Raw genomic sequence first — 26756 nt, 5'->3', positions numbered from 1 at the left:
TTAAATAATGTTCAACGGCATTTCTTTTTAATTCGAATTTATATTTTCTAGACATAATAAAACCGCACCTCCAATTGTTAGTTATTTGTCTAACAAATTGGGTGCGGTTCACAGACGCTTGCTGGCATTGAGGGTGGTTCTTTTCGTCTTTCGTCGCTTTTTTTGTATTTGCTTCCAAGACGTTGATAGGGATTTCCCTATACGTTTTGCCACAAACACAGCGACTTCTCTAGCAATAACTTTTACAATTTCAATTGCTATCGTGAAAAGAATGTCCATAGTGTCACCTCCTTTCTCCATAAAATAAAAGAGAAAGGAAAGCAACCGACCACCCTGAAATATTCAGTTACGTTATATTAATTATACCATATTTACGGTTGGGTTAATAGCTTAAAAGCCTTGATATGACAACGTTTTTAAGGGTTTTTAAGTTTTGGAATCAGAGATTTGAAATGGTAAAAATAATATTTTTTTTAGAAATGATTGACATAAAACTCTATATATCATAATATTGAAATTGTAATATTAAAGAAATCAAATCCAACATTTTCATATAGACTTTAGATTAGCTAAAAGGACACACCTAAGGCGCATTATGCCATAGGTGTGTCCTTTTTTTGCGTTTAAAGGCTACATAAGGAGGAATACAAACATTGAAGCCATCTAAGTTTCAAAAGAAGCAGATTGTTGCGGTAGGTCTAGCCGCTGCAACAGTAGCGGGTATCTATGGATACAATCATTTCGCAGTAGAAAATGCTGTAAAACCAACAAAAATTGTTGTAGCCGCAAAGGATATACCTGCACATACAGAAATTAAAGAAGACATGCTAGTGGAACGAACTTTACCTGGTGATGCGATTCCCCCAAATGCATTACGTGTAAATAAAAAAGAGGTTGTAGGTAAGTGGACAAATGATGGGCAACCCATTACAGAAAATAGCTATCTCTTTAAAAACAAAGTAGTAAAGAAAGAGGAGTTACCGGACTCTGCTATTTTAAATTTGAAAGATGGAGAAGTTGCTTTCCCGTTACTCGTTGATTTGGAAACAAGTTCAGGGAATAGTATTATCCCAAACACGTATGTGGACTTGTATTTCAAACAAGTTGTGAAAGAAGGAGACAATGAGAAGGTTGTCTTTGGTGGTCTGTTCCAACGTGTACGTGTGACGGCTGCAAAAGATAGCAATACAGAAGATGCATTTGTGCTAGAAAAGAAAGAATCAAAAGAGGAACAAGAAGGAAAACAAAAGCCTAAAGTAACGCGATTATACACACTGGCTGTTTCCCCTGAACAACTTCAATACTTAAATCGTGCAAAAACACTTGGAGATGTCATTCCTGTTGCAGTTGGACAAAAGGTGGAGCAAACAGGGAAAGAATTAGAACCAGCTGAAGGATTCTCACAAATATCTGATCAAAAGAACATTTTAGACTATGTAGAGAAGCATTCGACTAATCCAATTTCTAAAAATGTAAAAGAGTATGTAGCACAGTATCTGAATGAATCTAAGTAAGAAAGGGGTTATTAAGATGGAGCGGCAAGCAAGAATCATTGCCTTTTATGCAACAAACGAAAATGTAGGGAAAAGCACATTAAGTATTGCGATGGCAAATGAATTAGCTCATTTAGGGAAAAAGGTGCTTTATGTTGAAGCAGACCAAGTAAGACCTAGCTTTGCAGTTGGAACTGGTCTTAGCCACGATAGTAAAAACATCTTAGAACTTGTAAGAAAAGAAAATGAATCCAATCTCTCGCAGTATATTTGTACCAAGCAAGATTTATTAGAGAGAAAAGTGAATCCAAGGTTGATGCAAAAATTGCACGATAAGATGGGTTTTCTGGTGTTTCCATCAGGTTATAACTTAGCTCAATTCCCAGAGATTCAAAACAAAGAACTGTTTGTAACGACATTTATAGAATCACTTGTAGATACAGAATACGATTTTATCATTCTATCAGTACCAACTGAATTATCTGAGGTTCTGAGTTATCCAATCCTATACCAATCAGACCTTGTTGTTCATGTATTAAACGGCAACCCTCGTGGTGCAATAGCAATTAAAAGAGAATTACAACTACTAGAAGAAGCAAAGCTAACATTGCCTCGTATGATTCATGTTTTAAATATGGGAGATGAGGATTATGTAGAAGATATTGAAAAGCTTTCTTCCCAAAAAATTGCGGTGACAATTCCGTATGACAGGGATCGTACGAGTTATGAATGGGGGATGCAGTTTGGTTCCCCGCAAATTAATACAAAGGTCCATCACATTATGGAAGCAGCTGGTCTTGATATTCCAACCCAGCATACATCCTCTATGAAAAAGGGTCTCTTTGGTTTACGAAATTAAAAGGGAGGCAGTAGTATGTGGGGCTATTTACAGGGAAAACAAGTCGCCTTAAAGAGAAATCGAGTTGATTTATATCATTTTGGTTATATGATTCGTTCTAAATCAGCTCGAAAGTTAGGAACAACTACAGCTCAACAAATTAAAGATATAACAGATGAAATTCGTGCGTTTTTAGTTAAAGAACATCGTGATATCTTAAGTGAATCTTTTATGAATAAGGAAAAAAAAGCAGCTGTAGAGCAAATCATCAAAAGTTTCTTATTAAGTAATCAAGTCGTCATTTCAGAGGTACCTTCTGAACAGTTACTGAACATGGTGTGTGACGATATTGTGGGATTTGGAATTATTCAACCTCTGATTGATGATAAAGATGTAACAGATATTTATATCAATGGCATAAAAGAGATTATATACGAAAAAATTGGTGAGGGAGAATGCAAATACAAGTATCGATATGAAGCTGAAGAAGATGTAAAAGCCTTAGCTTATAAGATGGTAAACAGTACGTCAGAATCACTTAATACAGCAAAGCCATCTGTCGACTGCGTGTTCCCTTATATTCGTATCAATATCGCCTTAGATGAGATTGCTGGACTTGGTACAACAATTACTATTCGTAAGAATGCAGATCATCTTCGTGCCTCAGAAGAACGTATGTTATCCACAAATCAAGCATCGAAAGAGATGTTGGACTTTTTGGCGGCAGCTGTGAAAGCCAAAATGAATATTTTAATTGCTGGAGCAACAGGAACAGGGAAAACGGAGTTTATGAAGTACCTCGCTTCTCATATACCAAAGAATGAACGTACTCTTGTAGTGGAAGATAATCCTGAACTCTATTTACATCGCATATTTCCAGAGCATCATTTTGTTCCGATGCAATGTAGAGCATCCGAAGTTGAAGAAAATGCAATTGATTTTGATAGATTGTTAACGAATGCTTTACGTCAAGGACTAAAGAGATTACTTGTAGGGGAATCAAGGGGGGGAGAAGCCCTGAAAATGATTAACTTCTTCCAAACGGGACACTCGGGTTCTACCTCTGTCCATGCAAGAAGTGCAAAAGAAGCAGTAAGACGTTTAATGCTTATGTGTCTACAAAGTGGTGCGAATATTGGTGCTCAATATTTATATGAATTAATTTCACAGACATTTGATGTGATTGTCTTTTTCGAAAAGAAAGATGATGGGAATCGTTATATTACAGAGATGATTGAATTATTGGATTATCAAGGTGATATACAATTTAATCAACTTTCTCAGTTTATTCCGACATACGAGGAACATGATGAAATGAATGAAAGAGTAGGAAAGATTCATGGCCAGCATAAAATTACAGCAAGAATGTCAGCCGAAATGGAGAGGAAATTCCGTTCTTCTTCTGTAAACCCGGCTCTTTATGCACCATTCCTTTCACAACAGGAGGTGCAGTATGCATAGTTTGTTCGCCTATGGATGTATATTATTAATCTTTATTAGTATAGTATTACTTGTTTTACTTTTTGCAAAATCTAAAGGTTCTGCACTTTCCCAATTTGTACAAGAAAATGAGAAAGAAGAAAGGCGCTTAGAATTAAGGAATATTAAAGGCATACGAATGTATCTGCCACAATCTGTTATCCAAGAAGCCCAAAAGTACGAGTGGAAATTGACGAAAAGTATGTACTGGGTATATACGATTCTTTCGGGAATGAGTATAGCAGCAATATTCTACTTCTCCTTTGGAAGAGATCCTTTTACACTGATTTCTGCTTTATGTGGATTTTTAGTACCGAGATTTCTTCTCTATCGAAGAAAAAAACGTTACTACTTGGTTGTTATTGACCGTCTTTCTATTTATATGAAGGCAGTAGCGAATGCTCTTCAAATTAGTAATAACGCTAAACGCGTGTTAGTACAAGTAAAGCCAATGATGCATGAGAGCATTCAAGAAGAAATAGAAAAAGTTTCTCTTTTATTAGAAGGTGGAACTACAATGCACCGTGCATTTAAAGGATTCAATGAAACTTTTAATTTTAGAGAATTGGTTTTCTTCCATGAAATGTTGGAAGTATGTAGTCGAGAAGGCGGGGCGAATTCAGTACAAGTCTTATTAGATATTGCAGAAGATTTCGAAAAACAAAAGCTATATCTGGCAAGATTACGTTCTAGTTTGTCACAAGCACAACGTGCGTTTGTACAGAACTGCTTAATCGTGATTGCCATGCCGATTGTGATTATGTTGATGTCAAAAGAAGCATATGGATTTTTAGCAGGTTCTATGATGGGGAAAATTGCATTAGCGGTAAATATGTTCATTGTATTTTTCTTAGCAACCCGTGTAGAAAAGATTGCAAATTATAATCCAACAGAAAGAGGGGAATAAAGTGGCTACGATTTTAGCTTTAGTGGTATTCGTTGTCATGTACTGGGTATTCTCTACCTTTCTACAAAGTAAAAAAGATAGCGGTAGCCTACTTACAAACTATGTAGAAAATGCAAAACGAATTGAAAAAAAGAATTTAAATCAAATGATGCTCGCTCCCTTCCAGTCGTTATCACATAAGTATCTGACAGAAGAAAAGAAAGAGCTGATCCAGAAAAAATTAGAAGAAGCTGGTTTGGATACGAAACCAGAAGAATATTTGAAAATGAAGGTTGCGTATCCCATCATTTTCACTTCTGTTTTCTTGATATGTACAGTGTTTCATGATTACTACTTATTTAAAGTAGGCGTTTTGATTTCACCACTGCTTTATTTCTATCCTGATTATCTATTAAAGAGAAGAATCAAGCAGGCGATAGAAGCAAGGAAGTTCGAATTACCGGAGTATTTAATTCCTATGCTGCAGTTGTTAAAAACACATACAACATTAGAAGCAGTAAAAAAGGCGCAGATATATGCTGGAAGACATCTTCGACCGTATGTATCTACACTTACAGCGGAATTAGAAATGTATGCGGGTTCGGATCAACCATTTAGAAACTTTGCTGCAGCCTTAAATAGTCCAGAAGTAAATACCTTTACGATTGCATTGCAACAAGCACAAAAAACGGACAAGGTACAGAGTCTTCGTATTATGGATGCACAGATTAAAATGATGCGTGAGTTAAAACATGAGAACTATAACCGTCTCATTCAAAATAAGCCAATGGAAATGAATAAATTTAACGTAGCTGTTATTGGATGTATTGTAATTTATCCAATGGTTATTGTTATTCAATCCTTAATGCAAGGATTTGCAAGTATATAGAAAAACATTATTCAAAATGGAATAGGTAAAGGAGCAAAATATATGTTAACGAAAATGAAGAATTGGTTAAAAAATGAAGACTCACAATTATCGTCAGAAAACGGTATGTTAATCGCTTTGGCGGTAATTATCGTATTAGTAATTGGCCCGTTTGTATGGAAAGCAATCCAAGGTGGTTATGATACGATCCTGGCACGATTCACAAAAGCATCAAGCAATGCAGATGTGAATTCTTGGAACAAATAATAGAAGTTTTAAATCAAGGATGTTTATTACGTATAGCTCAAATAAATGGATAAGGGAGATTCAATCATGTTAGGAAAAGTGAAGAATTGGTTAAAAAATGAGGATTCACAGTTGTCATCAGAAAACGGAATGTTAATCGCTTTAGCGGTAATTATTGTATTAGTAATTGGACCGTTTGTATGGAAAGCAATCCAAGGTGGTTATGATACAATTCTAGCTCGATTCACAAAAGCATCAAGCAATGCAGATGTAGATTCTTGGAACAAAAAATAAGTTTTAGATTGAAAATAAGAGGGGGCGTGTTTCATATAGCTCCCTCCTTTTAAAACATAAGGAAGTAGGTAAAAGATCTGTTAATTCAATTCGGGTATGAATTAATCGAAAACCTATGTGATAGATATGGAACGACTATTGAGGTCATTGACCATACCGAAAAGACCGAGGAACAAGAATTAGTAGAAAGTTTAATTCAGATTGCCACTGTTCTCAGCAGTAGACTGCAAGGTAAAAGAGCCAATAAAGCCAAGAAGATGATTAAGGAGTTGATGGAAAATGATACTTGCAAGGAAAATAAGAATAAGACCGAATAAAGAACAAGAACATCAACTTTGGAAATCTGTCGGAACAGCCCGATGGGCTTATAACTGGACATTAGGTAAACAGGAAGAAAATCATAAGCACGGTGGTAAATTTTTATCTGACGGCATCCTTCGTAAAGAATTAACAGTTTTGAAGCAAACAGAAGAATATGCATGGCTATATGAGGTATCCAATAACATTACAAAGCAAGCGATTAAAGATGCTTGTCAAGCATATAAGCGATTCTTCAAGGGACTGACTGATAAACCACGTTTCAAAAGTAGAAGAAAATCAAAGCCGTCTTTTTATAATGATAATGTGAAATTGAAAGTCCGAAATAACGAGGTGTTGATTGAAAAAGTTGGATGGATGAAAATCTCAGAATCATTACCAATCGATGTGAAGTATACGAATCCACGTATTCATTTCGATGGGAAGTATTGGTATTTGTCCGTAGGTATTGAAGAAGAGAAAATGCAGCAAAAACTAACAATTGAGAGTTTAGGGATAGATGTAGGCATTAAAGAACTTGCAGTGTGTTCGAATGGAATGAAATTCAAAAACATTAATAAAACAAAGGTAGTTAAGCAGGCGGAGAAACGCCTTCGTAGGTTGCAACGTCAAGTTTCTCGTAAATATGAAATGAATAAGGAGGGGAGCCGTTTCGTCAAAACCATCAACATTATAAAACTTGAAAAGAAGATACAACTCTTACATAGGCGCTTGAAAAATGTCCGAGATAATCATATTCACCAAGTAACTACTGCAATCGTGAAAACCAAACCTTGCAGAGTTGTGATGGAAATGTTGAATATCAAAGGAATGATGAAGAATAAACACTTATCAAAAGCTATTGCACAACAAAATTTATATGATTTCAAAATGAAAATACAGTATAAGTGTGAGAAATATGGGATTGAGTATATGGAAGCTGATAAGTGGTTTCCTTCGTCTAAAATGTGTTCGACTTGCGGTGAAATCAAAAAAACTTTGCGTTTATCCGAAAGGATATACACCTGTGACTGTGGACATGAAATAGACAGAGATTTCAACGCATCTATTAATTTGTCGCGTTATCAATTAGCAACTTAACACATGAACGTTATTGCTAATATGTAGGATTCGTTGTATCCGAATTCACGCCCTCGGAGTGTTATATCAAACGAAAGTAGCTTCGGCAAAATCGGACACGTAGAACAGGGAAATAAACAAACTTTATATAGTTTTATAAGGTTTTTGCAACGGGAATCGAGTCTTATATCCTTATACAGTAATGGAGAGTTCAATTGCTGTTTTTAAGCGATTAAACGTACCTAATAATGCTTATATTTCAGCAATATGTGAGGCGAAATCACAAGGATTAGGAGAATTAGTTTCTATGATGATGGAAGCTGGGAAACAAGGAGAGAATTTGATTATTATGCGCTACTGTTTTAAAAGATGCTCCAAGCTGTTCAAAAGAATTAGAAATTAGTAATATCTCTTTGTTTCCAGAAAGAGAACCCGGTACCAATATACCGAGGGATAGAAGACATATAACTTCGGATATAAACAAAGATGTATATCAAGATTCACCCACGATTGATAAGGTAATACCTTACCAGGGTAGTTCTGGAAAGGGCAAGTTAATATCAAATAGTACTATTGTGACTCCAATGAAACAAGGGGATCGCCTAAAAATAAGAAAATGGGCTACACCGATCCAATTACCAAATAACCGTACAGTCACAAAGAATGATACGAACAAAGAAATAAATGGATGGTCTACATTTAGTATGAATACTCAAGTTGCAAATAATCCGTTTTATATTACCGAGCAACGAGGCGTAACTTTTTATATGCTTGCCTATTCTGAAGGAATTACATATGTAGATGAGTTGAAAGTGGGATACGCATCGGAAGCAGAAGTATACCAAGGGAATCAGCAAATATATAATGGTAGACTCTCTGACCATGTAGATAAAGAAGAAAAAGATCAGGCAGTGCCCACAACACCAGGAGGCCTCCAAATTGAAAATAGAGAACTGAAAAAAAATAAAGTAACGTTTGCCCCTGCGAAAGATGATGGGAGTACCTATCATTATAAAATCCGTGGAATTGGTAGGAATGACGTTTCGGACTTTTCTAAGGAAGTTCCTGCAACTGTAACAAGTGGCGTAAAAGGATATGAATATGTAGTGAATGATAAATCCGACACATCAATTGATAAAGTAAGTGGTGTTCAGTTTACAAATCAGACTAGCATTCAGTTTCCGACTGATTATGCGAAACCACAATATGTACATATCCGAACAGTAGATAAAGCTGGGAATAAAAGTGCGACGAAGCATATTTCTACCACACAAAAAGGACGAGTAGATATGCTTACTGTTCCTAAAAGTGTAGAGTTTACCCCAATTCAACTAAATGGAGAAAAGCAAAATTCATTTGGTACATTAGGTAAACTCATGATACATGATAGTCGAAATCAAGCGGATGGATGGAGATTGAATATGACAATTTCTCCATTTACAGAGTCGAACATTGCAAAACAATTGCCAAAGGGTTCTCTATCCATAAAGAATCAAGTGAGTGTAACAAAAGTAAAGGGTCCAGAGACAGGGAAACCTATTATACAGATTCCAAATACACCTATTGATAATGGGGCAGCACACACTATTATCCGGGCTTCGAAAGATGTAGCAATTGGAGAATATCAACTCGATTTTGGACAAAATGGATTACAACTGCAGATAGATCCAGGGACAACTTATGTAGGGAAGAATCGGCAAGTTACTTATACTTCTACGGTCACTTGGTCTCTAGTGAGTGGACCGTAATAATCCATCTAAACAGGAAAAAATAAGGAGGGAAAATTATGAATATATATGTAATAGGAATACTACTAGGATATATGACCCTGAATATATTTACTGACTTGAAATATAGAAAAACGAAAAATATATGGCATTTGCTATTCTTAATTGTAGGTATAGGAATCACGTATTTTGCTGGAATAAGAACAGGTAAAGAGATTGTGATTGTACTAGCCATGGCCTTAGCATGTGGTTTGTTGTTAGAGACATTTAAATTTTCTTCACCAGGTGATACAAAAATGCTTGTTGTGGTAGCTGTATATGTTAGTAATGTAGTAGAAGAAACAGCTATCCTTACCGCTATTACATTAACAGCTTTCCATTTACTATTCTTTTGGGTCGCTAGTGTGTATCGATTAATTAAAATTTTAGGGTTTGTAGGAGCGATTAAAGACCAATTGGAGCATGCTGCTTCTATATTTGGGGCAAAACTACCAAAGAAAGAAATACAGCTGATACAGAGCTTTCCGGGGGCTTGTTCTATTTTATTAGGAGCAATTGTGTATGTTGCTTTCACAATTTATCAAAACGGAGGTGTTTTAGCTTGAATAGTAGAATCATTCATCAAAGAGAAACGTATATTTATTTCACGATATTCGCATTAGTAGGGGTACTTATTACAAATATGTTTATTAATATGGTGTTTATACTAGCGTATCCGTTACTTATCGGATTAATTGTACAGGTTGTCCTGCTTCAGAGGATAAAAAAACCGTTTTATAGGAGTGGAAAAGAATTAACGGAACAGTTAAAACTAAAAAATATATTCTTAGTAGAATCAAATATTTTAGGAGATGAAGAAGGAACTGTCTATGAGGTGCATCAAAAGCCTTTTACATTCTCAAATGGACTAATTAATAAAGAGAAGAGTTATAAGGTAATAAAACAAGATTATAAAAAAAAAGTAAAAGAAGATTTAACGAAAATTGCAAAATGGCAAGTTACAACAAAAGCTAGACTTGTTACAACAACACATTTTCGTTTATATACAATTTGGCAGAAAAATAGTACAGGCTATCAGCTAAAAAAAATAGAGGATTGTATTGATCCATATGCCAAGATGAATCTTATACAATGGGTGATTGCTTCATTCTGTACAACTGGTCGTATTAAGTATGATAAGAAGCCGAAAGAGTGGGCAAGTTATGAATGGATTGCGTTAAGGTAAATAAAAAGATAGGGAAAAAAACCAAGTAGTTCAGTTACTGTAGGGAAACTTATTAGTATGCTGTTTGTATTTAGCCTATCTATTATTGATTTAAGGGGATTAATTATGCAGGATTTTTTGCTACAGAAGATAAAAAATCCATTTTATGAATTTAATAATATCGTGTTTATTGGCGATATTCTGCCTAAATAATAATATGAGTGCACTAAGCGATAAGTTTAAAATTCAACATCTATGCAGTTTAAACGTATTAAAAAAGCTTGTTACAAACCTATGTAATAGTTTAAAGAAATCTGAAATGGTTAGTGCTACAGGTCATAAAGGACAATTAATTTGGCTGATAGCAGATGATGCAGGTAAAGAGAAAAAAATACAATGGAATTACATCTGAATTTGAATAATTAAAAGAAAAAATGGTCTAGATTTAGACCATTTTTTTGTAGATGATTTTTATAGAAACGATATCAAAAATTGCCTTCTTCCGACTAGGAATACTTTAATTTTAATAATATGTATTGGACGCCAATCTAAATGTTATTTCATTTTGCTTTTAAGCTTTTTTCATACGCTTTAACTTCGTCAATAGTTTTAAATACTTTTAAATCAAATATCTTTTCTCCATCAATACATACAACTAATACTCCATCTTGAGCTTGAAGAACACTACCTACATTACCTTTTCCAAGTGAAATACTGAAGGGATTCTCTACATTTAATGTTTTCTTTTTAGCAAGATAATCTTTAAATGACATACCAATGGATAGCTCGTCTTTTAAGCCTTTAATAGTGTTACCAGAAGTAATTGTTGATCGATCCTTTTTCGTAGCCTCTTCTTGTTTGCGTTGTTCTTCAGCCTTTTTCTGTTCTTCTATTTTCTTTTGTTCATTTTCCTGTTTTTGCTCATCTAACTTCTTTTGTTCATCTTCTTTTTTAGTTTCTTGTTTTGGTTCTTCTGATGTACTTGCTTTATCATTTGAACCACAAGCAGCTAATCCCATAAGTAATGCGCTACAAGTTAGTGCTGTAAGTAATTTGCGTTTCATATATTTGTCCTCCACACATTCAATTTGTAAGATTTCTGAAACAAGCATAACAAATTCAGTCATAACTATTTTGTCATATTATGTCGAATGGGAATAAAAAAAGAGAGCCGAAGCTCTCTTTTTCAATTAATAGCAACTAAGGATGCCTCAATGATATATCGTTCCGGTGCATCTCCAATATAGTTAAATGGATAACATGTAGTTAATGTTAAAGTTGATTTATCTTTTGCGACAATTACAGTACGATCATTTGCATCTGTAATCCAATGTTTTTGAATTTGATAAATGTATACTCTTTTATCATACTCAACTAAAATATAGTCATTTTCTTGTAGATCTCCCAAATTAGTAAATACCGTATCACGATGTCCGCTTAAAACTGTATGTCCATTACCTGAAGGAGTAGTCGTAATATCGCTAACAAACATTCCTACTCCTTTTTTTAAAGTTTTAGCATCAGCACCCCAGTAAACTTGATATTTTTGTTTAATTTTGGGTATAACCATATAGGCGATTTTTTCTCCCATTTGATGCTGAGCTTGAGAAGCTGGAATCTGTTTTGGTGATCCTGGTAATGGTTCATTAGTGTTTGTAAGGTTAGTTTCTTGATTTGGTAGAGTATAACGGGATTGTTCTTTGTTTGATTCATCACTTGCATCTTTTCCATCATTAGTGGCAGATTGTATATTTTGATATTGTTGAATTTCATTACTTGTTAAGGCTTCAACAGTTTTTCTTGCATCATACCAATCTATAAAGTAATAAACAAAAGCAAAAGAGCCTATAGTAATTAATAAAACTCCCAACCAATCAAGTTTTTTCAAGTTTATCACTCCACATTAAAAACGACAGGAATATTCCTGCCGTCTTTAGGTATTAGTTTATGCATTCGTTTTTTTACGACGGAATATAAGAATTGAACCGGCTAATACTAAGCCAGCACTTGCAAGCATCATTGTAACACCGTTTGATGCTGTATTAGGCAACTTTTCACCTTGTTTTTTTGTTTCAGCCTTTACAGCTGTTTGCTTAGTTTGCTCTTGCTTATTGGTTGTTGCTTGGTTGTTTTGTTGTGTATTTTCTTGTTTTACAGGTTCTTGTTTAGTATTTTCCTGTTTAACTTGCTCTTGTGGTTTGTTTTCATCTTTTTTAGTAGGCTGTTTACTAGCTAAAAATTGATCGTAATCCCCTTTTTTTACTTCACAAGGTAAACCATCATTGTCACGATCTAAATCATGAGGATCGTTAGTCGCACTGTATCCATTGCTGTGCCAGAATTCCATAACCTCCTGTTTGTTTTTAAAGTGACTGCAATTCTTGTCATTTGGATTTTTTTCTGCAAATGCAGCAGAGCTGTATCCTACTGTTAATAGTGTGAACGCTGTTGCTGAAGCTAATAGTTTTTTCATGAATTTCTCCATCTCCCTAAATGGTATGTATTTACATAGAAATATTTTACATTCTAAAAATTAAAAATACAATAATAATTTGTTGATAAATGTAAGATTTCCACACAATGATAGCAAATCATTAATTCTTATATTGTTATATTTGTCGAACGAAAATAAAAAAGAGAGCCGCGGCGGCAACACCAAGCGATATAATCAAAAAGTTGAATACGACTATGGATTCTGAAGTTTGTGATACACATGGCATGAATAAGATGAAGTTCGGTGGGCAAGTTGTGTTTGCCCGCGTTACTTCCTTGAAAACGATAGTAAGAAGCCTCAGCAACAGGAGCAAGCGAAATACGATGCTGATAAAGCTCATGAGAAGAAATTGATGTTTTATCAACAAAGCATGATTACACATAGCAACATTAAGAAAGCAAACTTTGACAATTATGAACTCGCAAAGGTCATTGCGACGGATTATTGCAATAGAAATGTATTTAACACGATTAAGGCCGGGAATTGTGGGGCAGGGAAACACATTTCGCTTATGCTATCGTGGATCAGCTTGCAGGAGCAGGGAAATCAGTTGTCTTCATTACAGGCGGTGAATTGCTATGAAAGATAAAAAGTAAATTCAGTAAAGATTCTACATTAACTGAGGATGCTATTATTCGGAGCTTAGTAAAAGCAGAAGTATTGATAATCGATAATTTAGAAGCAGAATTAGGCGCGTTAGATGTCAATGCCAAAGCGAAAAACCTCATTAATAGGGTGTTATTCGATGTTTTCGATAGTAGGCAAGGTAAATTATCTTCAAGACAAACCTCACAGGAAAGCGTTTAGATGAGGCATACGATGAACGGATTGTATCGTGGATTCTAAATAACTTCAGAACGATCACTTTTAAAGAAAGGCATTGCCATTTTAAAAGGGGAATAACCGATGTGTGTATGTGAGAACGGGAGTAATTAAGAACAACATGGGGAATGGCTGCTATCAATTTGCACTGTGTATTTGCGAAGTAGGGAATCTCAGTCCTGAAGAAATGGGTAGAAGACGTTATGCTGTTATGGCGGAGTTAAAAGAAATTCATTAATTACAACTGGAGGGAGAATGGGATGTCATGACTTGGAACGGATTTGAAAAAGGAGAATTACACAATGGTGTTGCAGCAGTGAAAGTACATGAAGAAATCGCGTGGTAATTTATATATACCTTTATAAGAGTTGGGCTTAGTGTTTAATAAAAGTGAAGCGGTTCAATTACGAGAAATGTGGGATGAGGATAAAGATATTCTTGAAATAGCAAAAGAGTTAGGAAGACATCAACTAAAAATTGTCGTATTAATCATGGCTCAAGCGGATAAGAACAAAATTAAATCTCGCTCAATGGGGTAAGGGGCATGAAACAATTAACACTGGAGGATGTAGTCGGAAGTTTTGATTATACCGCAACAAGTACCGTAGACAAATTCTTGAAGTGTAATAGCGTTATGACGTACTCAGTAGAGTTTTACGATAAAGATGAGAAGTGGAAGCTTCGTTGGTTTGAGGCAAAGTCTGAAGGCAAAGCGATAGAAATGGCTAAAAAGAAATACGGAAAGATAAGAGGCCATCAAAAAGTGTTGTATTTGAAACACGTGACGTTTCATAAAGGGATTATAAAATTATTTATATATTACGTATAAATAATTTTCGGACGGAATGAATAAAAATATACAAAATCCTTATTTAAATATAGAAGCCCTAGGATTAGGGGGCTAGGGCTTCTAGTCATGGTATATCTCACACGACATTATAAAAAGAAAAGAACATACTGAAGATAACACATGAATGTTTCATAAATGTATCAAAAAAGTGAACAAAAAGTGATTTTGTAAATCAAGGTAGTCAGCACAATTAACTAACGTCTTGTTGAAAAAAGAAGCCCCGCAGAAAATGTTACAGGGCTTCATAAGATTGAGTTATGTCGTACTCACAAGAGATTTTAACATGGATTTAGCGGTGAATAAATTGGTAAATGTGTCCAACCAATCTAAAACTATTATCTTAAACAAAAACGTTAGTTTAACACAAAGGGAAATTGAAATTTATCAAGCTATACTTAAATAAGTCAAAGCAGTAAATCCGTAAACCAATAAGGTACAAGTAGCAAGGAATTTTATAATTTCATTTGTAGAAATAATAGTTACAAACAGTGCTACAGATGCTCCTATAAAGAATTGGTACTTCGTATGTATATTTGTAAGATTGATTATTACAAGTACAGTGAAGAAAAGTGAAACGAAGTTAAAATATCTCCTTATTGTCATATTTCCTTTCAATGTTTGATCTATATTTATCATACCGAATTGTACCAGTTATAACATACTTTGTAATGAATCTTTAAAAAATTCATTTGGTCATAAATAAAAAGGCGATCGTTTCCGCAACCACCTTTTTATAAAACAGAGCAACTTTTTCAGAAATAAAGTATGAATAATTTCTGAAAAGGTCATAGGATATAATCCCATTTTTATAACCTAAGTGACGAGCTTAATTTATAAGAAAGGAATGACTACATTATATGAAAACTTGTCTAATGAGGTTACATATAAAAGAACAGCTAGCAAAAGCTAACTGCTCAATACAAGGAGATACAGAGAAAACTAAATGGATTTTGGCATACAGCCTATCAACATTATGGACATAATATTGAGTTTTATTCGAAGGAATTCATGTTTTACAAATTAGATTATGATAGTTGATATTTTCCATATTGACCAAAAAAGAACCAAAAATTCTAGTGAAATTCCAAGTGTTCTTTTCCTAGTTTTTTGAAGTTCTTTTACTAAATAGCCAACAGCACTAATTGCTATAAGAATGAAAAGAATAAGTTCTAGTGTAACTGGCATTTGATTTGCTCCTAATCTCGTAATTTAATTTAGTATATAACGATTATAAGATGTTTTTGTGGTTAGTGGTGAAAAATTAAACAAAACAATCTCTATATGAAAAAAGGTCCTGTTGTCTCCAACAGAACCCCTTCTAAAATGGCAAAGAGTAACTCTTACCTTACTCTTTGTTTATATACTACAGGACTATTAATGGAAATCCAAGGCTCCTTATATTGAGAAATAAAGAAGAATCATTATAAAGAATTTTATCATTGTTATAAATAAAGGAGCAGTTAGCAAAAACTAACTGCTCCTCTCCAAGGGGGAACAAGGAGAAAAATCTAATGTCATCTATATTATTGACGGAATATTGAGTTTTATTCAAAGAGGCTGTACTAATTATGTAGGTTACATGAGAAGTCCTATTAACATCCAGGCTGCTCCGAGCAGAATTAAAGCTTCGAATGTAATCCAAAACTTTCTTTTTTCTGGTTTTTGAAATTCTTTAATTACGGAAAATACGGCACTTATTCCTACAAGAGTAAAAAGAGCAATTCGGATTGTATCAGTCATTTGCATCACCACCTAAGATTTGAATAGTTTAATTATATATTAATTACCATTTTATAGAAACTAAATGAAGTAATCCTTTTAATAGAAAGTGAGGAATAACAATGGGGCTAGGAAACCACGGAATGACATTTGAAATGCTTACCAATCTAGTAAATGAAATGTATCAACGAGGCGGAGTGGCGCTAATAAACAAGTGTCAGACTCCTGTAAAGGTGTCCGTATGCTGAGTGGGTTCTATGAAGCTTAAAAGTACAGTAGACTATGACGGCGTGTATAAGGGACGAGCTATAGAATTTGAAGCAAAGTCTACAGGGAATGTTACACGATTTTCCATTATTTAACCTCCCTTAGATATGATGTTGATTTATTTATAAATTCTACTGAGAAATTTAAGGGATTACAAATCTATGAATATACTTAATCTATTTGAAATTATTAAAAATATCGATAAATAGCTGATAAAATGATGAGGATAACTAGATGTTTAAATTGCCGTATCATTATCTTACAAGTTCATTAAATAGTCGAAGTATTGAGATGGTTTTACGGAGTATAAACGAGAAGGCTGAGATTAATCTTGAAATTGGAAGAGGAACTTCTTCCTTTTTTTATTTTTCTCTATTAGATAGGTTAACTGTGGGGGATTTTATAAAACATATTTTTTGAATTATTTAATACTAAAATATATAATTAAACGGATTTTAATATATTAACTAGTTAAAAATGGGGAAAGAAAAGTGAAGATTATATTTGATGTGGTTAAAGATGAAAATTTTGATTTTACTTTATTAGAAACAAAATTGCTAAAAACTTTTAAAGAAGTAGATAATGTAGCTATAGTTGAAAAGGTTGAAGATAAAATTTTTGAAAAACATGATGTGCCAACCCATTTAGCGGAGATTACTATTAATGTTACAGGAAAGAATATCGGATATAGATCAGTTTCAGCTAGTATATTTATTGTTCTAGAAAGTCTATCAATGAAGCTATTCAATATTAATATTAGTATACATTAAGCATCCAATACGGGTGCTTTTCCCTTGTTATATAAAAATTACATATTAAACATATATTTATACGATTTGTTCCTACACGTTAAGGAGTTAGTAATAAGTAATAAAAGATGATACCGATGAAACCGTATAAAAACCAAAAGAACCCTAATATGGGTAATGTTTTGAAAATTAAGCGTGGTAAACCTCCTTGGGTATATAGAAGATTTTAATATATTGTTGGTCTATTTAGAAGGAAAAACATAGATTGGTATATATTAAACGAGAATAAGAATAAAATAGACATTTTGTTTAAATGAGTATATAAATAGGGAGAATCTAATTATTTGATTCACATTTAAACCAAGGGGTACAAATTCGATGCGACGTGAAAAGGATTTGTTGAAACAATGGAAGGCGGATTTGCAAGCTATTCAGGAAGAGAAAAGGCTGAAGAAGAAGGCTAAGAAAAAGAATAAGAAATTTAGCATTCCGGGTAATACAGCTGACTTCATGAACGGCAAGAATACTTATCATAAAGAGAATGGGGTATGGAAGCAAAGAAATAAATAATGTGAGGGTAAATAAGTTTGATTAAGTTTATAGCAGTTATTGTAGGCGCTGCGCGATCTGGGCGGCGCCTTGTTTGTTGTTAAGGAGAGATAAGAGGGAGATAAAAAAAGAGAGCTAATGCCCTCTTTTTTGGATGTGGTAATTAATCACAGATTGGTATTCCAAGCACTCTTAGAGCTAAAGCTACTTGAAGAGAAATCTCTAATCTAGCAATTTCAATACCAGCTACTGAGAGAACTAAAAAAGGTTGTCCATTTACAAACACAACGCAACTATCCATGGTTACACCACCTTTCTAGCAATCTACTATAGTATATGTATAAAACACTAATGTGTAATATTTAAGTTAATGGATTTAATAAAATTAATAGATTAGCCCATTTAAACAAAACAAAAGAACACAACGATTGAAAATACAGAAGTGAGATAGGTTTACAAATTGAAATATTATTAGCCTAAAATACAAAATATAGACTAGCAAACAAACTATTTCTACCTTTTAATCATAGAATATGATGAATTCTATTTTTAGAGGAGGGAATCATATCTATGGGATGGAATAATAATTTTGGACATTCTCGAGATTGTAATAGCTTTTGGGATGATTTAGTATTTTGCGGATGCGGTCGTAGACGTAGAAGAAACGATTTTAACGAATGTCATTGTAGACGCGACTGTGATTGTGATGAGTGTCGTCGTAGACGTAATCATGACCGTGATCATAATCATGATGATCGTCGAGATTGGTAAAGTCTTTTGAAAGAGTGCATATCTTAATCGCACTCTTTTTTATTAGTACTTATTAACCCGAAGGATACAGTTTCAATTTCATTGAACATCTAATAAAACAAGTGAACAAAACGAACGAAAAGGGAATTATGTAGATTTTAAGGTAGCGAATCCGCTGCTTTTTTATTTTATAAAGAAGCATTTTAAACATTTCTTATAGCGTTGAATACTTATGTAAATATGGAAAATAGATTTGGCTCTTGGAATGAGGGATTGATGTGGATATAACACATATTATGGCGAGGATAGTGGTTAATGGGAAAGATCTTCCGTTTACTTCAGTTAGGACAACTGCATGGATTAATGGACCTGCGAATGATTTAATTGTTACGACTAAGCAAAGGGTGGGTGAGCTTTATCGGTTTATGTGGTCACGGGTGCCAGTTATGCTAACAATGTATTTCCTTCAGGGTGCTGACTTGATGAGATTTGCTAGAGTTGCAGGAATTGATGAAAGTATAACGGGAGAATATATATATCATTTTATTTGGTGATAAGACGAACTTTAAGTAGCCTAACAGCTGCTTTTTTATTTTATAAAGAAAAACCTCTGCCTAGGGGCTAGATGATTTTCTTCATGCCACAATGACGGCATTCTCTTAAAAAGATGAAATTTTTAATGGAACTTTTGAATGCAGAATTACCGCAATTGTCACAGCGACCACTGATCTTATCTGGATGTTCTTCGTATGTGTATATTTTGTTTAAATCGTATTTTGGTTCTTGTTCTTTATTTTCCATTCGTTTCACCTACATATCAATCTGATTTTAAATAACTGAATCACAATATCATGAAGTGATCACGTAGTGGATGCTTTTTATTTTGCAAAAAAGAACCTGCAAATCTGCAGATTCTCTTGATAATGATTTATGAAGTAAGACCCGAAAATATAATACAATAATTCGAAAATGAGTTCAAGAGTGTTTGGTGATTTAAGCCACTCTATAATCTTTGTTTTTAAGCTTTTTTTGAATATCCATAAATCCTATAATCATTATCGCCATGCATATTAATTTAAGCCAACGAATCTCCTGGTGGTACATTAGCCCAGAAAAGAATTCATAGGCATATAACAAACTGACAATTGGAAATAGCCCATCGCTATCAAGCTAAGCTCATAAAACGTCAATTATAGTAGAGAGTGTTTCTTTTTTCTAAAGGTTATGTGTAAGGAATTTAAAGATTTGCATACGAAATAAACCCTAACGGGTTTCATTTTTTTGAATTAAGCCGCTTGATTATCAGACATGGTACAATTGTAAACGACACCTAATATATCAAAGACTGTTTTCTTCTCATATCGATGAGATTTTCTCCCGTTTTGCTGTAGGAGGTTGAACAGGCGAAGTAGAACCTTTGATAGCTCTTGGGTGTCTTTCTGTATAGCTTGGAAAAGAAGAAGAAAGTAATCTTTAATGATATATATGGCCTTATACTCACTCAGTTCTCGTTGCTTTTTCATAAGAAGTAGTTGCCGCATTTGAAACATAGTAGAAGAACAGAGTAAAATGGCAATCAGTTGCCCATACAAATGGCATTCCAATTGTTCTCGTTTTATATTTTTACAATGATGAATATGAAAGAATGATTTCCAGGTTTTAAATAAAATCTCGATTTGCCAACGTAAAGAATACCAATCATGCACTTGTCCCATTGGGACAATATCTGTAGGTGTAGCTGTCATATATACGTTGATACCGCTAAGTCGTTTACTACGAGCAGAATACTTCATTCCTTTCTTCTTTTCTCTTACAGTTTGATCTTGCAATCGTTTTTGTTGCTGTTCTTTTGTTAGTCGATGAACAATCACACGAGTTGGGACTTTATCTGTCATTCCTACATAAGCGTTGGATATTTCACATGTTTGTCCTGGTTGAAGAGAGTTCATTAAATCCTCCATATCTATCTGGATATACTCTGTACCTTTCTTGATTCTGCCGTCTTGAAAATAATCAGGGTTAGGATTTTTTTGATAAATACGTGTATTTGATTTGATACGTGAAATATAATAAGCCTTTTTATCTTGTATATGTTGAAGATCTTTCAAATGAAAATAACCTAAATCTCGGATACATAAATCATTCGCTGTTATAGTTGGGACACACAGGGAACCATAGGTTCGATCATGTTGTTTCCCTGGACCTGTATGAATATGAAGGAACTGTCCACTTAATAAATCATACTCAAGCTGAATTTTCATTCCCGCGGTATGGCTGCATCCTCCTGCACCTGGATAAACGAATGAAAAAGGATCTGGAAGTTGAAATGACGTTGAATCTAGGATACGAATACGCTTGAAAATAGAAGTGTATGGAGAATAGAGCAGCTTAGTTGAAGATAACTTTTGGTTGAGAAGTTCGGCTAACACTTGTTGTAGAAATTGCACGGCTGTGGCATTAAATCGTTGATTCAGTCCTTCAGGACTGATAAGTACTTCTGTTGATACCTCTAAACAGCTACATAACTGAGTTAAAGGGGTTTCAGCAACATTTTGACTCATCCATACACATAAAGCGACTAAATCTTTTGGTTGGTATTTACTGGTTCGTTGTCCAAAACCAACATCTCTAGCAAGATCTCGTAAGATATTCGGAGATAAGAAGCTTTGAATTTCTCAAGCAAATAGGTTTAATTCATCAGATACAGAAATAGACATACAAAAACGCCATCCTTTCCTATAATGATACAGCAAGGATAACGCCTTTTTTTTATGGATAGTAAAAAAATTAGATTTAAACATCATAAATCTTTTTTTACAGCATATGTGATTGCATTTGTTTTTAATAAAACAGACTTTGCATTTTGAATAATTTTATATTCGAGAGGTTTTACTATGATACTCAATACTTCCTAACCTTATATTAATTTATTGTGATATAATAACAAATGTAAAATTGGTCTTTGAAATACATATCATAAATCTATTAGTTAGTAAAAAAGACTAAATCTTTCTACCTCATTTTCATTATATAAAAGACAGTACATATCTGCTTTTAAAAATGGTCTAAGCATAAAGAACTACCATAATAGGAAAAAAGATGGAAATTAATAAAATTGGTAAACAGCCTGTAGAAAGTAAATGGGAAGCTGAAGGACAACTAGAGAGACTTTAACACAAGGAGCGGAGCAAACAGAGATGAGTAAGCAGACATTAAAAGAATTCATAATCTTATTAGGGATTATAGTTGTTGTTTTAGGTGTCATCATCTACAACGGAATAAGAGAAGAAGAGCGCCATCCATATAAACCATTGCACCAGGAGCAAACAGAGCAGAATCAAACAGAGAAGGACAACCCTTATTTGAACGATAAGAAGCGCCAACAGATTAACGAATTGTACAATTCTAGGGATGAGATTGAAAGTAGAATGAAATAGTATAATTCGGTTATAAGGCTCTCACATCAATTGTGAGAGCTTTTTCTATTATAGGGGTACGGAAACGATTATCGGTATGAGGGGCCACTCTGGGATTTAATTACAAATCAAAAAAGAACTTTATTCAAGTTCTTTTAATCTATGATACAGAGCGTCCTGACTCACACCAGTAATTTGGCATATTTCTTTAACAGTTTTATTGGTATGCTTGCGCAATTCAATCGCATGATTTATACCTAGGTGCTTATCCGTATATTTCTTCAACCTTCCTCTATACAATCCTTTTTGTTTCGCTAACTTTATTTCCGTACGTTGCTTTTCTTTAATCATTTCTCGATCAAGTTCACTAAAGGCAGCCATGACAGTTAAAAAGAATTTTCCTGTTGGCGTTCTCGTATCTATTCCCAAATTTAAAATCGCAAAGTGAACATCCTTTTCCCGAAGTTGTTCTACTAATTGTAAAAGCTGAATGGTATTTCGACCTAAACAATCCATTCTAGTTACGACTAAAGTATTCCCAGTAGTTAGTTTTAAAAGTATAGAGTCTAACTCTGGCTTTTGTTTGGTTACTCCACTTATTTTTTCTTTAATAATTTCATCTATTCCATATTTCATGAGCTGTTCAATCTGTGTATCTAGATTTTGATCTTGTGCACTGACACGAGCATATCCATATATCATTTTTTCACCTTTATTCTCTTTAATTTTGATAAGTGCTATTGATAGTCTGCGAACCCTTTATTATCAAGGAGACAAGTTATTATCAATAGGGTACACTCTATCGAGAGGGAAAATATGCAATTATGCATATTTATATTTTTTTATTTTAATAGCAATGAAACTTAATATATAATTGAAAGGTTTTTTACGAATTGATAAGGAGATACGAGTATGAAGAAAATCATAGGACTTATATTATCATTATTTTAACTATTTTCTACCTATGCACCAATGTTTACAGAGGAAGTCGAAGTTTTAATTCAAATAGGTCGCGTCAAAAAGAAAGGAGACTGGTATTATTATGGATATTGTCAACATAATGCGAATTTTACAATAAGGGATTTTCAAATTGAAAAACTTGGTTTTACTGTATATTAAGAAGGTTCTATAAACGGACTACTAGATTTAAAAAATGAAACATCTTATGAATTAATTATTGTTTAGACAGAATGACTTAGGTTGTCCTTATGCGAAATATCAGTATGAATAGAAATTTGATAATTATATAAAATGCCGTAAATGAAGGATAAAATAAGTGCTGATTTTGCAATTATATTTTTAACAATTGAATAGGAGCTATTATGAATACAATTAAGAAATTATTTTTAAGTTTTATCGTATGTATTTTGTTATTCAGTACAGTAGGAACAGCGTATGCAGAACAAAATGGTCAAGTGAATTCATCATCTTTTATTGACGTTCCTAAAACTCACTGGGCGTATAAAGAAATGATGTATATGGTGGAGAATAAGATTATAACAGGATACGGAAATGGGTATTTCGGTGCAGCCGATCCTATTACTCGCGAACATCTCGCTGCTTTCTTGTATCGATATTTAAAACCGCAAGATAGTACAAATAATCCATTTGTTGATATTGGCGACAGCAATTTCAAAAAGGAAATTTTGGCACTAACAGCACGTGGCATTTTCAGTGTAAATGCTGAAAAAAAATTCAATCCAAAAAATAATATGACACGTGCCGAAATGGCAACTGTGCTTGTCAAAACATTTGATTTAAAACCGCAAGGAAATGTTGAATTTACGGATATGAAAGGTCACTGGGCCAACGAATATGTCAAAATATTAGCCGGTAACAACATAACAAGTGGTACAGGTGACGGGAATTTTAATCCAAATGGCATTGTTACTAGAGAGCAATTTTCTATGTTCTTATATAGGACGATTATGAAAGTAACAAATATGCAAAATGATGAATCAGTTGGCTGGGTGAAGGAGAACGAGAATTGGTACTATTACAACAAAGATGGTAGTAAGCAAAGGGATAACATTACGTTAGATGGAATAGAGTACGCCTTTTTTAAAGATGGAAGGCTATTCCAAGGGAGTAAGCAGGTAGGGAAAGATACTTTATATTATAGTGAACCTGGTAAACTAAAGACTGGATGGAGTTTCTCTGCAACTTCATGGAGCTATTTAAAAGATGGGAAGTATGTGACAGGAACATTTACTTATCAAGGAAAACCATTTGAAATTAATAAGTACGGGGATATGGAAAAGGGATGGATTACTCTACGTTCTGCTGTTAAAAGAATCTATCCAAAGCCCGAAACAAAGTTTCTATCGAAATCTAAGCCTGTAAAGGATGGAGATGTTTTAGAAGTCATATCCAAGCAAGGTTTATGGTATCAGGTAAAATACCAAGGAGAAATTGGATATGTCCGAGTACTAGAGTCTGTTGTAATTGGTGAATCACCAGTTCGTTCATGGGATGTAGCAAAAGAAGCAACGAATTTGTCTCATTTCATGATAACTGAGTATCATAAAGATCCCGAAAAATATTTTCCACCAAATATTCAAAAGAAATTTGATAAACAACTTGATAGTGATCTAAATGTTCTCGCGAATGGATTACAATGGATTGATCAATTAAAAGAAGTACTCTATTTAGATAATAAACAAGGGTGGGTACAAGAAGAAGGAAAATGGACGTATTATAAAAAAGATGGGCAAAGAGTAACAGGTTTCCAATCAATTGATGGGAAACGATATTATTTTGGTACCGATGGTTTTATGCAAACGGGCTGGTTACATACAGGTGGATATGATTATTATCTAGGAACCGATGGCGTGGTACAAACTGGAATCCAACATATCGATGGGAAAATCTATTACTTTGGTCCGTTGGGTCCTGTGCAATCGGGATTTACAAATGTTGATGGGAAACCGTATTATTTTGATGCTTCTCATGAATCAAGAAATGGTTGGATGAAGCAAGAGTTTAGTTGGTATTTACTACAGCCTTCAGGTGCATTACAAACAGGAGATTTTACATATAAAGACAAGAAGTTCTCCTTTAATCAAGACGGAGAAATGATTAAAGGGTGGGTTACATTAGAATCCCTTGTTAAAAAAGTATATCCTGAGCCAGATTTGAAAAAAGCATTACGTGCAAAAAGTGTGAACAAGGGTGAAGTGATAGAAGTAGTGGGGAAAGTCGGTTCTTGGTATGAGGTTAATTACCAAGGTGAAAAGGGATATGTACGCATTCATGATGCTATTATTTTTGATCAGGAGGCTAAAAGTCCACTTACTTTGCTTGATGGAAAAATAAAGATATTTGAAGGTGTATTAGATTACTTAAAAAGTGACGAAACATACATAAATAACACGATCAAAATTTTAGAAGAAGAAGAACAACGTTGGGTAGATGATGTAGAAAACTTAGAGAATCTTTCCAGAGACATTAATGATGCAAAGCAAGATGTACAGTATAAAAGGCAAGTCATCATAGAAGCACATGATAAGTTAGAAGAATTAGTAAATGCTATGAAAGGTGATATAAGAAATTTAACAGTTACCCAAAGGAAAGAACTTGCAAAATTGCTTGGAGCCGATGGAAAAGAGTTACTAGATTTTAGTGTGGAAACATATACTTTTATACTTCAACAATATGTATCCATGGCTCAAGCATATGGTGAAACTTACAAGGTATTAAGTATATATGCAGATAAAACAAGTGAATTTCTAGAAGATGTTAGCAAAGATATTCATCAAATCACATTGAATATGCAAGAGTTATCGAAGGGATTTTCTGGTGTAGTTAAAGATTTAGGTCCAGTTGTAAATAGTTCCATTCGTTTGAAGCATTCTATAGATGAAGCAAAACCTGGTATGGAGGAACTTGTACAGGTAACAAGAAAAAACGTTCCAGTCATTGCGCAAGATTTACAAGCGTTAGATGCGAAAGTACCAGGATTCTTCACAGATTTCAATATGGGAATAGATCTTGCAAATACATTTATGGACTCCGCTAATAAAATAGCAAGTCATAAGATTAATATTCCAGCTGCTACCATCAATGTGGGGAATATTGACTTGAGTAATGCACTACGTGATTTAGGTGGTGATCCATCTAGAGTATATGATCGTAAGAATGATGGAGATGTATCATTCATATTGGGTATTACACCTATAATTGGTACAGGAAAAGAAATTGGACAGCTTATCAAAGGTGAAGACTTAGTAACAGGTCAAAAATACGGTCCAGATGATTATGCATGGGGTACATTGGCTGTCGTATCTGGTGGCACAACACGGGTTATCGGTAAAGTTGTAGGGAAGGTTGGAGACCTTGAGAAGAAAGGTAAGGCTTTAGAAGCGGCAGCCAAAAATACAAAATTCACGAAATATCCTACAGGTTTTGATGAAGTCGCTCAGTATATAAAACAAAATAAGAAATTACCGGATAATTTCATCACAAAGCAACAAGCTGAAGCTTTAGGATGGGATAGAAAGAAAGGAAATCTCCACGAAGTAGCTCCAGGAAAAAGTATTGGTGGAAATGTTTACTATAATAATGAAAGGCTATTACCAAGTGCTCCAAATAGGACTTGGTATGAAGCGGATATTAATTATTCATCAGGGTATCGAGGTAATGATAGAATTCTTTATTCTAATGATGGATTAGTGTATAAAACTTCTGATCATTATAAAACGTTTACCGAAGTAAAATAGGGAATAGAGG

Annotated in this window: 29 protein-coding genes and 5 pseudogenes; 23 read left to right on the top strand and 11 right to left on the bottom strand. The window is 34.0% G+C overall.

The genetic code is table 11. From position 1 onward, the window contains the following. Positions 1-108: 108 nt before the first annotated feature. Positions 109-279, bottom strand: a complete 171-nt coding sequence (locus ACTFRN_RS22570) for a hypothetical protein (protein ID WP_000353182.1) — start codon at positions 277-279, stop codon at positions 109-111. Positions 280-653: 374 nt separating this feature from the next. Between ACTFRN_RS22570 and cpaB the strand changes: the two genes are divergently transcribed. From cpaB to ACTFRN_RS22510, 12 genes and pseudogenes are all read left to right on the top strand, one after another. Next, positions 654-1514 carry a Flp pilus assembly protein CpaB gene (gene cpaB, locus ACTFRN_RS22565; RefSeq protein ID WP_000804792.1) on the top strand — a complete coding sequence of 287 codons (861 nt, stop codon included), beginning with the start codon at positions 654-656 and terminating at the stop codon, positions 1512-1514. 16 nt (positions 1515-1530) lie between these two features. Beyond that, positions 1531-2352: an AAA family ATPase gene (locus ACTFRN_RS22560; RefSeq protein ID WP_000441032.1), complete on the top strand. Its 822-nt coding sequence runs from the start codon at positions 1531-1533 to the stop codon at positions 2350-2352. A 15-nt stretch (positions 2353-2367) separates the two neighbouring features. After that, a complete protein-coding gene (locus tag ACTFRN_RS22555) occupies positions 2368-3792 on the top strand; it encodes a CpaF family protein (protein ID WP_000264623.1) in 1425 nt (474 codons plus the stop codon). Beyond that, positions 3785-4717, top strand: a complete 933-nt coding sequence (locus tag ACTFRN_RS22550; protein ID WP_000555801.1) for a hypothetical protein — start codon at positions 3785-3787, stop codon at positions 4715-4717. The genes ACTFRN_RS22555 and ACTFRN_RS22550 overlap by 8 nt, the downstream gene beginning before the upstream one ends. Position 4718: 1 nt before the next feature. Continuing rightward, the gene (locus ACTFRN_RS22545) at positions 4719-5585 is read left to right on the top strand and encodes a hypothetical protein (RefSeq protein WP_000201161.1); all 867 of its coding nucleotides are present in this window, start codon (positions 4719-4721) and stop codon (positions 5583-5585) included. A 42-nt stretch (positions 5586-5627) separates the two neighbouring features. Beyond that, the gene (locus ACTFRN_RS22540; protein ID WP_000956353.1) at positions 5628-5831 is read left to right on the top strand and encodes a hypothetical protein; all 204 of its coding nucleotides are present in this window, start codon (positions 5628-5630) and stop codon (positions 5829-5831) included. Between the two features lie 66 nt (positions 5832-5897). Further along, a complete protein-coding gene (locus tag ACTFRN_RS22535) occupies positions 5898-6104 on the top strand; it encodes a hypothetical protein (RefSeq protein ID WP_061129650.1) in 207 nt (68 codons plus the stop codon). 71 nt (positions 6105-6175) lie between these two features. Continuing rightward, a pseudogene (locus tag ACTFRN_RS22530) lies at positions 6176-6421 on the top strand (IS607 family transposase); the annotation flags it as partial. Next, the gene (locus tag ACTFRN_RS22525; RefSeq protein ID WP_000599424.1) at positions 6384-7502 is read left to right on the top strand and encodes an RNA-guided endonuclease InsQ/TnpB family protein; all 1119 of its coding nucleotides are present in this window, start codon (positions 6384-6386) and stop codon (positions 7500-7502) included. The pseudogene ACTFRN_RS22530 and the gene ACTFRN_RS22525, both read left to right, overlap by 38 nt. 151 nt (positions 7503-7653) lie before the next feature. Then, positions 7654-9229 (top strand): annotated as a pseudogene (locus ACTFRN_RS22520) (WxL domain-containing protein); the annotation flags it as partial. A 38-nt stretch (positions 9230-9267) separates the two neighbouring features. Next, complete coding sequence (locus tag ACTFRN_RS22515) at positions 9268-9813, top strand: hypothetical protein (RefSeq protein WP_001029022.1); 546 nt, start codon at positions 9268-9270, stop codon at positions 9811-9813. Beyond that, complete coding sequence (locus ACTFRN_RS22510) at positions 9810-10433, top strand: hypothetical protein (protein ID WP_001088474.1); 624 nt, start codon at positions 9810-9812, stop codon at positions 10431-10433. Before ACTFRN_RS22515 ends, ACTFRN_RS22510 begins: the two co-directional genes overlap by 4 nt. A 539-nt stretch (positions 10434-10972) precedes the next feature. Here ACTFRN_RS22510 and ACTFRN_RS22505 read toward each other — a convergent pair. The 3 genes from ACTFRN_RS22505 to ACTFRN_RS22495 form a co-directional block, all read right to left on the bottom strand. Continuing rightward, positions 10973-11476 (bottom strand): hypothetical protein, encoded by a 504-nt coding sequence (locus tag ACTFRN_RS22505; protein ID WP_000823722.1) that lies wholly within the window; start codon positions 11474-11476, stop codon positions 10973-10975. A gap of 122 nt (positions 11477-11598) precedes the next feature. After that, positions 11599-12300, bottom strand: coding sequence for a class D sortase (locus tag ACTFRN_RS22500; RefSeq protein ID WP_046647062.1), 702 nt, complete (start codon positions 12298-12300; stop codon positions 11599-11601). 57 nt (positions 12301-12357) lie between these two features. Next, positions 12358-12885 (bottom strand): excalibur calcium-binding domain-containing protein, encoded by a 528-nt coding sequence (locus ACTFRN_RS22495; protein WP_000734522.1) that lies wholly within the window; start codon positions 12883-12885, stop codon positions 12358-12360. Positions 12886-13100: 215 nt separating this feature from the next. Here ACTFRN_RS22495 and ACTFRN_RS22490 point away from each other — a divergent pair. The 4 genes and pseudogenes from ACTFRN_RS22490 to ACTFRN_RS22475 all read left to right on the top strand — a co-directional run bounded on the left by ACTFRN_RS22490 (position 13101) and on the right by ACTFRN_RS22475 (position 14557). Beyond that, positions 13101-13826 (top strand): annotated as a pseudogene (locus ACTFRN_RS22490) (ATP-binding protein). Between the two features lie 23 nt (positions 13827-13849). Further along, positions 13850-14074, top strand: a pseudogene (locus ACTFRN_RS22485) (hypothetical protein). Positions 14075-14105: 31 nt separating this feature from the next. Then, the gene (locus tag ACTFRN_RS22480) at positions 14106-14267 is read left to right on the top strand and encodes a hypothetical protein (RefSeq protein WP_000482387.1); all 162 of its coding nucleotides are present in this window, start codon (positions 14106-14108) and stop codon (positions 14265-14267) included. Between the two features lie 5 nt (positions 14268-14272). Continuing rightward, positions 14273-14557: a hypothetical protein gene (locus ACTFRN_RS22475; RefSeq protein WP_000811978.1), complete on the top strand. Its 285-nt coding sequence runs from the start codon at positions 14273-14275 to the stop codon at positions 14555-14557. A 405-nt stretch (positions 14558-14962) separates the two neighbouring features. Here the strand turns inward: ACTFRN_RS22475 and ACTFRN_RS22470 are convergent, their stop codons facing one another. The 3 genes from ACTFRN_RS22470 to ACTFRN_RS22460 form a co-directional block, all read right to left on the bottom strand. Further along, positions 14963-15181 carry a hypothetical protein gene (locus tag ACTFRN_RS22470; RefSeq protein WP_012614917.1) on the bottom strand — a complete coding sequence of 73 codons (219 nt, stop codon included), beginning with the start codon at positions 15179-15181 and terminating at the stop codon, positions 14963-14965. Between the two features lie 417 nt (positions 15182-15598). Further along, a complete protein-coding gene (locus tag ACTFRN_RS22465; RefSeq protein ID WP_001145521.1) occupies positions 15599-15763 on the bottom strand; it encodes a hypothetical protein in 165 nt (54 codons plus the stop codon). Between the two features lie 390 nt (positions 15764-16153). Continuing rightward, on the bottom strand, positions 16154-16318 hold the full coding sequence (locus ACTFRN_RS22460) for a hypothetical protein (RefSeq protein WP_000132657.1): 165 nt from the start codon (positions 16316-16318) through the stop codon (positions 16154-16156). Between the two features lie 101 nt (positions 16319-16419). Here ACTFRN_RS22460 and ACTFRN_RS22455 point away from each other — a divergent pair. The 3 genes and pseudogenes from ACTFRN_RS22455 to ACTFRN_RS22445 all read left to right on the top strand — a co-directional run. Continuing rightward, positions 16420-16653 (top strand): annotated as a pseudogene (locus ACTFRN_RS22455) (Holliday junction resolvase RecU); the annotation flags it as partial. A gap of 402 nt (positions 16654-17055) precedes the next feature. Further along, positions 17056-17334: a hypothetical protein gene (locus ACTFRN_RS22450; RefSeq protein ID WP_000691220.1), complete on the top strand. Its 279-nt coding sequence runs from the start codon at positions 17056-17058 to the stop codon at positions 17332-17334. 357 nt (positions 17335-17691) lie between these two features. Then, positions 17692-17883: a hypothetical protein gene (locus ACTFRN_RS22445; RefSeq protein WP_001250590.1), complete on the top strand. Its 192-nt coding sequence runs from the start codon at positions 17692-17694 to the stop codon at positions 17881-17883. A gap of 142 nt (positions 17884-18025) precedes the next feature. Here the strand turns inward: ACTFRN_RS22445 and ACTFRN_RS22440 are convergent, their stop codons facing one another. Next, positions 18026-18163: a DUF3956 domain-containing protein gene (locus tag ACTFRN_RS22440; RefSeq protein WP_000376554.1), complete on the bottom strand. Its 138-nt coding sequence runs from the start codon at positions 18161-18163 to the stop codon at positions 18026-18028. Between the two features lie 269 nt (positions 18164-18432). Between ACTFRN_RS22440 and ACTFRN_RS22435 the strand changes: the two genes are divergently transcribed. Both ACTFRN_RS22435 and ACTFRN_RS22430 read left to right on the top strand, forming a co-directional pair. Further along, positions 18433-18633: a hypothetical protein gene (locus ACTFRN_RS22435; RefSeq protein ID WP_002163380.1), complete on the top strand. Its 201-nt coding sequence runs from the start codon at positions 18433-18435 to the stop codon at positions 18631-18633. A 275-nt stretch (positions 18634-18908) separates the two neighbouring features. After that, positions 18909-19166 carry a hypothetical protein gene (locus ACTFRN_RS22430; RefSeq protein ID WP_095209908.1) on the top strand — a complete coding sequence of 86 codons (258 nt, stop codon included), beginning with the start codon at positions 18909-18911 and terminating at the stop codon, positions 19164-19166. Positions 19167-19233: 67 nt separating this feature from the next. On the opposite strand, the gene ACTFRN_RS22425 is transcribed toward ACTFRN_RS22430, so the two are convergent. Both ACTFRN_RS22425 and ACTFRN_RS22420 read right to left on the bottom strand, forming a co-directional pair. Then, positions 19234-19413 (bottom strand): hypothetical protein, encoded by a 180-nt coding sequence (locus tag ACTFRN_RS22425; protein ID WP_000428143.1) that lies wholly within the window; start codon positions 19411-19413, stop codon positions 19234-19236. 485 nt (positions 19414-19898) lie between these two features. Beyond that, on the bottom strand, positions 19899-21284 hold the full coding sequence (locus ACTFRN_RS22420) for an IS4 family transposase (protein ID WP_223290729.1): 1386 nt from the start codon (positions 21282-21284) through the stop codon (positions 19899-19901). A gap of 525 nt (positions 21285-21809) precedes the next feature. Here ACTFRN_RS22420 and ACTFRN_RS22415 point away from each other — a divergent pair. After that, on the top strand, positions 21810-22049 hold the full coding sequence (locus tag ACTFRN_RS22415; protein WP_000043818.1) for a hypothetical protein: 240 nt from the start codon (positions 21810-21812) through the stop codon (positions 22047-22049). A 120-nt stretch (positions 22050-22169) separates the two neighbouring features. On the opposite strand, the gene ACTFRN_RS22410 is transcribed toward ACTFRN_RS22415, so the two are convergent. Next, positions 22170-22730 carry a recombinase family protein gene (locus ACTFRN_RS22410; protein ID WP_000639134.1) on the bottom strand — a complete coding sequence of 187 codons (561 nt, stop codon included), beginning with the start codon at positions 22728-22730 and terminating at the stop codon, positions 22170-22172. A 620-nt stretch (positions 22731-23350) separates the two neighbouring features. Here ACTFRN_RS22410 and ACTFRN_RS22405 point away from each other — a divergent pair. Then, complete coding sequence (locus ACTFRN_RS22405; protein ID WP_002029168.1) at positions 23351-26746, top strand: S-layer homology domain-containing protein; 3396 nt, start codon at positions 23351-23353, stop codon at positions 26744-26746. Positions 26747-26756: the final 10 nt, after the last annotated feature.

The sequence above is a fragment of the Bacillus cereus group sp. MYBK245-2 genome (assembly GCF_051916145.1).
Lineage (GTDB): Bacteria > Bacillota > Bacilli > Bacillales > Bacillaceae_G > Bacillus_A > Bacillus_A pacificus.
Note: the sequence above shows the minus strand (reverse complement) of the source record. Positions and strands in the feature narration are given on the sequence as shown.